8 protein-coding genes are annotated in these 8,358 nt (G+C 65.7%); all 8 read right to left on the bottom strand.

Going from position 1 to position 8,358, the window contains the following annotated elements; genetic code table 11:
* Window positions 1–433: nucleotidyltransferase family protein (locus M6689_RS02555; RefSeq protein WP_298267451.1), on the bottom strand; the 433-nt coding region annotated here is incomplete at its 3' end.
* Window positions 434–1,489: an XdhC family aldehyde oxidoreductase maturation factor gene (locus M6689_RS02560; RefSeq protein ID WP_298267453.1), complete on the bottom strand. Its 1,056-nt coding sequence runs from the start codon at window positions 1,487–1,489 to the stop codon at window positions 434–436.
* On the bottom strand, window positions 1,489–2,817 hold the full coding sequence (locus M6689_RS02565; RefSeq protein WP_298267456.1) for a DVU_1553 family AMP-dependent CoA ligase: 1,329 nt from the start codon (window positions 2,815–2,817) through the stop codon (window positions 1,489–1,491). Before M6689_RS02565 ends, M6689_RS02560 begins: the two co-directional genes overlap by 1 nt.
* A 143-nt stretch (window positions 2,818–2,960) precedes the next feature.
* Window positions 2,961–4,331, bottom strand: a complete 1,371-nt coding sequence (trsS, locus tag M6689_RS02570) for a radical SAM (seleno)protein TrsS (RefSeq protein WP_298267458.1) — start codon at window positions 4,329–4,331, stop codon at window positions 2,961–2,963.
* Between the two features lie 14 nt (window positions 4,332–4,345).
* A complete protein-coding gene (locus tag M6689_RS02575) occupies window positions 4,346–4,789 on the bottom strand; it encodes a DVU_1555 family C-GCAxxG-C-C protein (protein ID WP_298267461.1) in 444 nt (147 codons plus the stop codon).
* A gap of 18 nt (window positions 4,790–4,807) precedes the next feature.
* On the bottom strand, window positions 4,808–5,440 hold the full coding sequence (gene trsM / locus M6689_RS02580) for a DVU_1556 family methyltransferase (RefSeq protein WP_298267463.1): 633 nt from the start codon (window positions 5,438–5,440) through the stop codon (window positions 4,808–4,810).
* 156 nt (window positions 5,441–5,596) lie between these two features.
* A complete protein-coding gene (locus tag M6689_RS02585) occupies window positions 5,597–5,800 on the bottom strand; it encodes a DVU_1557 family redox protein (protein WP_298267465.1) in 204 nt (67 codons plus the stop codon).
* On the bottom strand, window positions 5,797–8,223 hold the full coding sequence (locus tag M6689_RS02590; RefSeq protein ID WP_298267467.1) for a pyridine nucleotide-disulfide oxidoreductase/dicluster-binding protein: 2,427 nt from the start codon (window positions 8,221–8,223) through the stop codon (window positions 5,797–5,799). Before M6689_RS02590 ends, M6689_RS02585 begins: the two co-directional genes overlap by 4 nt.
* Window positions 8,224–8,358 lie beyond the last annotated feature (135 nt).

The following is an 8,358-nucleotide window of genomic DNA, read 5'->3' on the forward strand; positions in this document are numbered from 1 at the left end:
GGCCGGCTATGAGGGGCGGGTGCCCTCTCTGCCCGAGAACACGGGGATAGACGACGTCGGCCCGATTGTTCAGATAAGCGTCAATGAGCCGCCTGACGGTTTCCGGCCTGATCAACGGTACGTCCACCGGAAGCACGAAGAAGGCCTCCACTTCAGCCCCGACCGTTGCCACCCCTGCCGCCACCGAGGAAAACATGCCGTCACGGTAGTCGGGATTCGCCACGGCACGGGCCCCGAGCCGCTCCAGGCGGGGTTTCAGATCCGCTTCCCGGTGGCCGGTCACTACCCGGACATCGCTGATTCCTGCATCATGAAAGAGGGTCACGACCCGCTCCAGGACCGTGACCTCGCCGAGAGGAAGAAGGGGCTTGAACTCTCCCATCCGCGAGGAATATCCCGCCGCGAGAACCACGGCTGTCACGGCGCCGGCCATCTACTCTCCCTGGTTCGCCCTGGCCTGGATCAGCTCCGCCACGATGCTGACCGCGATCTCCGCCGTGGTTTCGGCACCGATCTTGAGGCCGATGGGACAGTTGAAGCGGTTGACATCCGTCTCGCCGAACCCTTCGGCCAGCAGGGCTTTCCGGATTTCCACGCTTTTCTTCCTGCTACCGAGCATCCCAATGTAGCCCGCCTTCGTCCGCAACGCCTGTTCCAGCACAACCCTGTCGTGGGTATGGCCCCGCGTCACGATGACGACGTAGCTGTCTCCACCCACCTCCATTCCCGCGAAGCAGCCCGTGAAGGAATCGAGGACGATGACGTCACCCGCCGTGGGGAACCGCTCCCGGTTGGCGAACTCCTCCCGGTCGTCCATCACCACCGTATGGAACGAAACCTTTCCCGCCAGCTCCGCCACATGCTGGGAGACGTGGCCGGCCCCGAGTATGTAGACGGTGCTCGGCGTATAGCAGCGCTCCACAAGGAAACGCCGCGCTCCCAGGGTGGCGAGGACCGGGTAGGTAGAGCGGTGCGCCTGCTCCGCCAGGGTGGCGAGCCACTCCGCGGGATGATGGAACTCCCCGGTGACCGAGCCGTCCCCCCTCACGATACAGCGACTGATCCGCCGGATGTCGCCGTCGTACTCCCCAAGATCGCTGACCACGAAACATTTCTCCCCGCTGCGCAGCGCCTCGCGCAGGCTCCGGAAGACCTCAAGGTTGACCGGGTCGGGATCGATCAGCTCCAGAAACACCTCCACACGGCCGCCGCAGATCATCGACATGCTGGCCGCGTCACGGCCGGAGAGGTCGAAGGTGAAGATCTGCGAGACCCCGGTCCTGAACACCTCGCCGGCCCTTCTCTGCCCTTCCGCCTCCAACACCCCGCCGCCGATGGTGCCGACGGAGGTTTCGTCCCCATGGACAATCATCTTCGACCCCGCCAGACACGGGGCCGAACCGGACTTGGCTATGATCGTCGCCAGCACCAGCTCTTCGCCCCGCTCCAGCACCGGCCAGATGGCGTCCACCGCCCACGAAATCAACATTACTGCTCCTTTCTCCGGTCGACGACCGTTCTCTTTATGCTTATGGACCTGGCGAAGGCGTCACGACCGACCGCCCCCAGCATGAGCCTTCCGTCCGCCACCGCTCTCCGTACCGCCCGGACCTCCAGGAGCGCCCGGCGCACGAGAGGCGGGGCCTCTCCACCCGCGGCCGCCGTAGTCTCGATGGCGATGTCCAGACAGGCCCGGCCATCGTCGCTCCTCACCACGGCCTGGTAGTCGAGGAGAAACGGGAGGGGGAAAAGCACCTCGTCCAGCTCGGCGATGTTCAGCCGGTGTCCTCCCGCCAGGATGATGTCCCCCGCAAGCCTTCCCCTGACCCGCTCCAGGCGGCGCAGAACGGTGCCGCAGGAGCAGGGGTCGGGCAAAAATCTCGCCCGGTCGCCGGTCCGGTAGCGGATGAGCGGCATTCCGCGGCGGGTCAGGGTGGTGAAGACCACCTCCCCGGGCTCGCCATCGGGAAGCGGCCGGCCGCTCTCCGGATCGACCACCTCGAACCAGAGATCGGCCTCCCTGAGGTGGTAGCCGCGCAGGCGCCGGCATTCGACCCCGCCGCCGAGCCCCATCTCGGTCATGCCGTAGTGGTTGAAGACGCGCACCCCCCAGGCGGCAGTAAGTACCCGGACGACGGACGACGGAACATGGTCGGCGCTCAGCAGAACGCTCTTGAGCCAGCCCAGCGGAATCCGCGCGGCATCCGGGTGCCGCGCGAGGGCCAGCACCTGTACCGGTAGCCCCACCAGACAATGTATCTCCTCAGAAACGATCCGCTCGATGACCTCGCCAGCATCCCGGACCAGGCCGTGAACGATACCTTCAACCTCCATACGACGGAGCCCCTTCACCAGGAGATCGCCGACGCTGCCGGGAAGTTCCCCGGGCATGAGAATGAGGACCCGATCACCCGGTTTTACCATGGTCGACATGCCGCGGTGGAAGAAATCGACCGTCAGCTCCAGGTCCTCGGCGGTGAAGTGGAGCCTCTTGGGAGGCGCCGTGGTTCCCGAGCTCCGGATTGTCACCACTCGCTCGATCTCACCTTGGGAGACGCAGAGGAAGCGGCGCTCATCCTCCAGCAGCTCCGCCGTGGTGGTGAAAGGGAGCCGGGCGATATCCTCCGGGGCACGGATCTCTTCGCCGCGCACCTCAGCCAGCCGGGAGCGGTAGAAGGGGGAATGCTGCCGGGCGTACTCCACCGTCTCCCGCAGCCGGTGCAGCTGGTAGCTCTCCAGGGCGCCCCGGGTCAGCGGTTCCTGCGCCGAAATGCCGATCTTTGTCTTGATCCACGATTCCAGTGGGGATGTGCTCATAGGAGGATCTTCCTGTAAACCAATCAAGTCAGAACACACGCGAGTTCCAGTCCCCCTTTGAAAAAGGGGGATTCAGGGGGATTTGCCTGTGATGTCGCCAGAAATCCCCCCTGGCCACCCTTTTTCAAAGGGGGGTAACTTTATTAGAGCCAATCGGAGGGCTTCTTGTTTCTGTAAAGTGGCTTCCCCTCGGCCGAGGTCAGGTTGTAGAGGCAAAACGGGATCATCCGGCCATCGGGGGCGACCACGTGGATGCAGCACTCCCGGACCCGTTCCAGGTCCAGGTTCCAGACATCCTGGAAGGCCATGGCGGAGACGGCGAAGGTGTTGATCCGGTGGTTTTCCAGGAAGGCGTCGAAGCTGTCCATGCCGGCGATGCTGTCGCCATCCGCGGGAGCGGCCCACTGTCGGGTGACAAAGGAGACCGCCTTGCCGGTCCCCCGGTTCTCCGGCTCCGGGGAGCCGCAGCAGCAGGGAGGCGTGTGCTCGGTCAGGGCCCTGAGCCCGCCGTCCGGCTGGCGGAGGAAATTGCCGTGGAACGAACAGAGCGGGTGCTCGCACCCCGGCGGCCGGAAATGTTCCACCCGCATTAGCCCGTCGGTTTGCTCCTCGATGGCCCCCATCAGGTCGGGGAGTGTGACGCGGGCCGCAGCGGCGGGGGGCTCGGGGTGGCGGCCGAAGAAGGCGGCAGGCTGGAAATGGACCCCGCGCACGGCCGGCGCAAGCTCCAGGGCCAGCCTGAGGATGGCCCCCACATTCCCCGTGTTGACCCCCGGGACGATGGTCGGGACGAGCACCACGCCGAGACCGGCGGCCGCACAGTGTTCGATGGCCCGCAGCTTCTCGGCGAGGAGGGGGCGCCCCCGGACCGCCCGGTAGACGGCGTCATCGGTGCCGTCGAACTGGAGAAAGACCGAGAAGAGCCCGGCGCGCCTCAACTCCCCGGCATACTCCCGGTCGGCGGCAAGCCGCACCCCGTTCGTGTTCACCTGGATGAAGGGGAACCCCAGCTCCCGTCCCATCCTGACGATGGCCGGCAGGTCGTCGCGCACCGTCGGCTCGCCGCCGGAGAGCTGGACGATGTTGTGGGGCCCGCTCCTGCGGAGCGCGGTCCGGTACCAGCCGGCGATGGTCTCCGGGGAGGGGTCGGTGCCGTTCTCCCGGCCGGCGTCGGCGAAACAGACCGGACAGGCCAGGTTGCAGCGGCCGGTCACCTCCAGGAGGACCGTGCACGACTGTTGTCGGTGCCCCGGGCAGATGCCGCAGTCGAAGGGACAGCCCCTCTGCGTCCCGGGATGGTCCACGGAGGAATGGACTGCTGCCTTCGGCCGGGACCAGCCGGAAAGCGCAGGCCCCCCCCGCCAGACCGGGGTCCGGAAGTCGCCGTGCTCCGGACAGCTCTTGACGAGGACGACCTCGCCGCCCTCGCAGCGCCGCTCGGCCGGAATCCGCTCAAGACAGCGGGGGCAGAGGCTTTCCGTGGCCAGGGGTTCTATCTTCGACTCGACATTCATGGTCAGACCCGTCGTTAATCCTGACCCCGGCTTACGTCGTAGCCGCTTGAGGCCAGGAGCTGCATCGCGTAGTCGTAGGTCTCCGCAACTATGGCCCCGCAGCGCTGCCGGACCTCGGTCCGGTCGCCTACGATCAGGCCGCAGGTGATGCCGCCATAGCGGCTGCCGACGGTTTGTTCGAACCACACCGTCAGGTCGTTCAGCATGTACTTCAGCATCTCGTCTTCGTGTTCGTCGTCGGTCCCCTTACCGGCATAGAGTCCAAGGAGGCAGGCGGCGCCGGTCAGGGTGCCGCAGATCCCCCCGTCGGAGCCGCAGCCATTAGCCAGCCCCCCCAGTGCCCGGATCAGGTCGGGGTTCTCCTTACCCTGGGCCTCCAGGGCCATGATGACCAGGACCTGGCTGCAGTAGTAACCCTTGTAGGAGAGTTCCAACAGCTTCAGCAGGGTTTCGTCCACGGTTTTGTCCTCCCCCGGTTAGTCTTTTCGCGCAATGAGCAGATAGTACCCCGACCGCGCGCCGGCCACGCACCCGCCGGCGTTGCACCAGACCCCCTCCAGGGAGCCGTGGGTCAGAACCAGCCGGGCCGCCAGCTCCCTGAGAAGCGGGGTATGGTCTTCCCGGAGGAGGATGGAGAAACCGCTTTCGGAGAGCCGCTTCTCCAGCTCCCCTCGGGCTGACGCCTCCCGGTCGTACATGTCGCTGAGGACCAGAAAGCCCCCGGAGCGAAGCGCCCGGCGAAACTCCGCCAGCGCCCCGTGAGGTTCTTCAACGATTGAGAGGACACATTCGCAGAAGATGCCGTCCAGACTCTCCCCTTCGACGGGGAGTGCCTCTGCCCTCCCCTCCGCCAGCGGCAGCGCCGGGTTGCGGACCAGTGCCTCCGCGATCAGCCTCCGGGAGATGTCCACACCACCGGCAGCAAAGCCGTAGCGGCTGCGCAGATGTTCTACGGTGGCACCGGCGCCGCACCCTACGTCGAGAAGCCTGGCTCCGGGAGGGAAACTGCAGAACCCGACCGCCCGATCGGTGAGCGTCAAGCCTCCCGGCCGGATCGTCGGGCCGGTCACCGCGCGCAAAACTACCGATTCATACTCAAATGCGTCCATTGTAACATCCATAGTTCTGATTAAGCGTCCGTCGAGCGAGCAGTTTCGGGTTCTGGCAAGGCTTTGCGACGACCCCGGCGGAGGCGTAGCAGCGCTACGCCGCACAATGGGGGAGGAAGCAAAACGCCGCCAGGTTCCGGAAATGCTCGCTCGCCCCTACTTGTCCTCAAGGATCCGCTCCGCATCTGCCATCTTCCCGGTGGCCAGATCCTCGGACACCAGGACGAGGCCGCAGGCGCGACAGGCCGGAAGGTCCACCTCGAAGTTCCCCTTCATGTAGGTGAAGCCCACCTTCACGATCTCCAGCGCTCCCCCGCAGGCGCTGCAGTTCCAGGCCGCCGCTTCTTCCGACAGGCTCATTTCTTGACCCCCACGATCTTCATCCGATGGCAGTACGCGTTATGGACCGTAAACCCCTCGTCCCCCGGGGTGTAGTCGACCCAGAAGGTGACGTTCTCCGGCTGGTGGCAGGCCCGGTACGCCCCGGCCTCGTTGTTCCTCAGCCGTCTGCCGGTCCGCTCCGCATGGTCGATAACCCGCCGGATGTCGTCCTCCAGGATCCGCCGCTCGTCGATCCGTCTGCGCACCTCGTCGGTCATGACAAGCCTGATGCTCTCGTACTCTTCCACGGTCCCCCCTCCAGTCTCGCCCAGCTCCCGGAGGATCGCCTCCTTCACCCTGGCGCGGTTCGTCCGGCGATCGGACCAGGATATCCAGCCGCGGGCCGCCGGGTCTCCCCCCTCCACGGCCGGGAAGAGGAGCTCGATCAGGTGGCTCGCCCTCTTGCCGGCTGCGACCAGTCTGTCGCGGCACATGGCGCAATAGGCCAGATAGTCGTGCCCGCTCACCCCGGTGCGGTAGTAGGCGGTGTCGGTCCCCTCCTGTCGCCCGGTCCGGTGCCAGCCGCCCGGTTGCGTGAAGGGCTTCGCCGGATGGGGCGCTTCCGCATTGGTGCGATGGTCGATCACCTTTTTGGCGAGCTTCGGGTTGGCGTTGAACATGAGGCCACCGTAGCCGCAGCATTCGGGCTTGTCGCCGGAAAGGAGGAGCTCGTCGATGGTGATGCCGAGCGCCCGGGCGATCCGCCGCACACTCTCCCGGGTCTCCGGGTCGTGGCGGGTGATGCAGGGGTCGGCGATGGCCACGGTCGTCCCCGCGGCGCGGCACCGGTTCAAATCGGGGAGTCCGCTCTCCTCCAGGACCCGCCAGATTGAGACCGCCTCCATCTCCGGGAGATTATCCCTGAAGAGACTCTGACAGGTGGAGCAGGCGGTGACGACCCGGGGTCTCCCCATCGCTTCCCACTCACGGCGGAGAGTCTCCCGCGCCTCCCGGAAGATGTCGTCGCGTCCGGCCCAGTAGGCGGGGGCGCCGCAGCAGCCGAGCATGATCCCGACCCCGCCGGAGAGCTTCTCCCGCAGAAAGCGGTAGGACGACAGCACCTCCACCGGGGAGGTGGCGCAGAGCTGGCAGCTCGGGAAGTAGAGCCAGTCGCTCTTATCCTTCCCCGGTTCGTGACGGCTCAGCGCGAAGCGCTCGCCGCCGCTGTGGGCCATGTCCTGGAGGGCGAACTCGTGGAAGGAGGCGGGCATGAGCTTCTGCTCGACCATGGTGCGGCGGGCCTCCAGGCAGAGGTCCCCCATGTAGAAATCGTTGGGGCAGACGGTCTCGCAGAGGCCGCAGGTGCTGCAGGAGTTGACGAACTGGTTCTTGGTGTGGGCCGCGCCGAAGATGACCCGCTCGTTGTTGAAGACCTGACGGGCGTACTTCTTCGGGTATCCGTCGTAGCGCTCCAGGTAGAGGCAGACCTTCACGCACTCCATGCACTCGCACTGGAGGCAGCGCGCCGCCTCTCCCTTCGCCTCGTCGGCGGTGAACCCGGCCTCGGCATTCCGGGGGACGATCCGGGGCTCTTGCCCGATCCCCTCGATGCTTGTGAAGAGCCGGGTCTTAAAAGGGCCCTCGTTCTCCCTGCCGGTTCCGAGCTGTACATTCTGGATGAACCGCTCGATCGAGAGGGCGCCCTTCCTCCCCTGCAGCGCTTCGTTGACCGGAGAATAACCCCCCTTTGCCCCGGTTCCGCCGCCGGCGAATATCCCCTCACGATCGGTGGCGCCGGTTGCGGCATCTGCCGCGATCTCACCCGCGCCGTCCCTTCCGATCTCGAAATCGCACCCTGATACCCCTTCGCGGTCGATGAAAACGGCGTCGAATTCAGCGAAGATTCCCTCGAATGCCTGCGCATCGAGCTGTTCACCGAGGCGTATTTCCGCCTTCAAGGTTTCCAGCGCGGCAAGCTCACTGTCGATAACCTCCCGAGGAAGGAGATTATCCGGAATATCGTGCAGCGACCCGCCAAGCCGGTCGCTCCGTTCGAATACGGTTACCCTGAACCCCTTCTTCAGCAGGTCCCAGGCGGCGGTGAGTCCTGCGAACCCGCCACCGATGACGGCTACCTTCTGTGACCTCCGGGGCAGAAGCTGGATCTTGGCCTTTCCGGCAGTGCCTTCCACGCAGTTGCGCTCCAGGAGGCCGATGGCTATAGGCGCTTCCACCTCTCCCCGCTTGCACCTGAGTTCGCACGGATGGTCGCAGATCCGGCCCAGGATGCCGGGAAACGGCATGGTCTTGGCCAGGACCTTGAAAGCGGCCTCCCGGTCGCCGCGCCCCATCTCCTTCACGAACAGCCGGGCATCCACGTGGATCGGGCAGGCCGCCGTGCACTCCGGCGGCTCTTCCTGGATGCATTTGTATTCCCATTCCCGTAGCTTTTCCTGGTCCATGAATTAACCTGCCTGTTCCACGATTCAGCCATCGTTCCCACCCTTATCACCCCCCTGCTTCGCTACGCTCGCTCCCCCCTACAAAGTAGGGGGGAGCGAGGGGGGTCAAATGGTGGAAGCGGACGCGGCCCCCAT

The sequence above is a fragment of the Geobacter sp. genome (genome assembly GCF_027327745.1).
Taxonomy (GTDB): Bacteria; Desulfobacterota; Desulfuromonadia; order Geobacterales; family Geobacteraceae; genus Geobacter.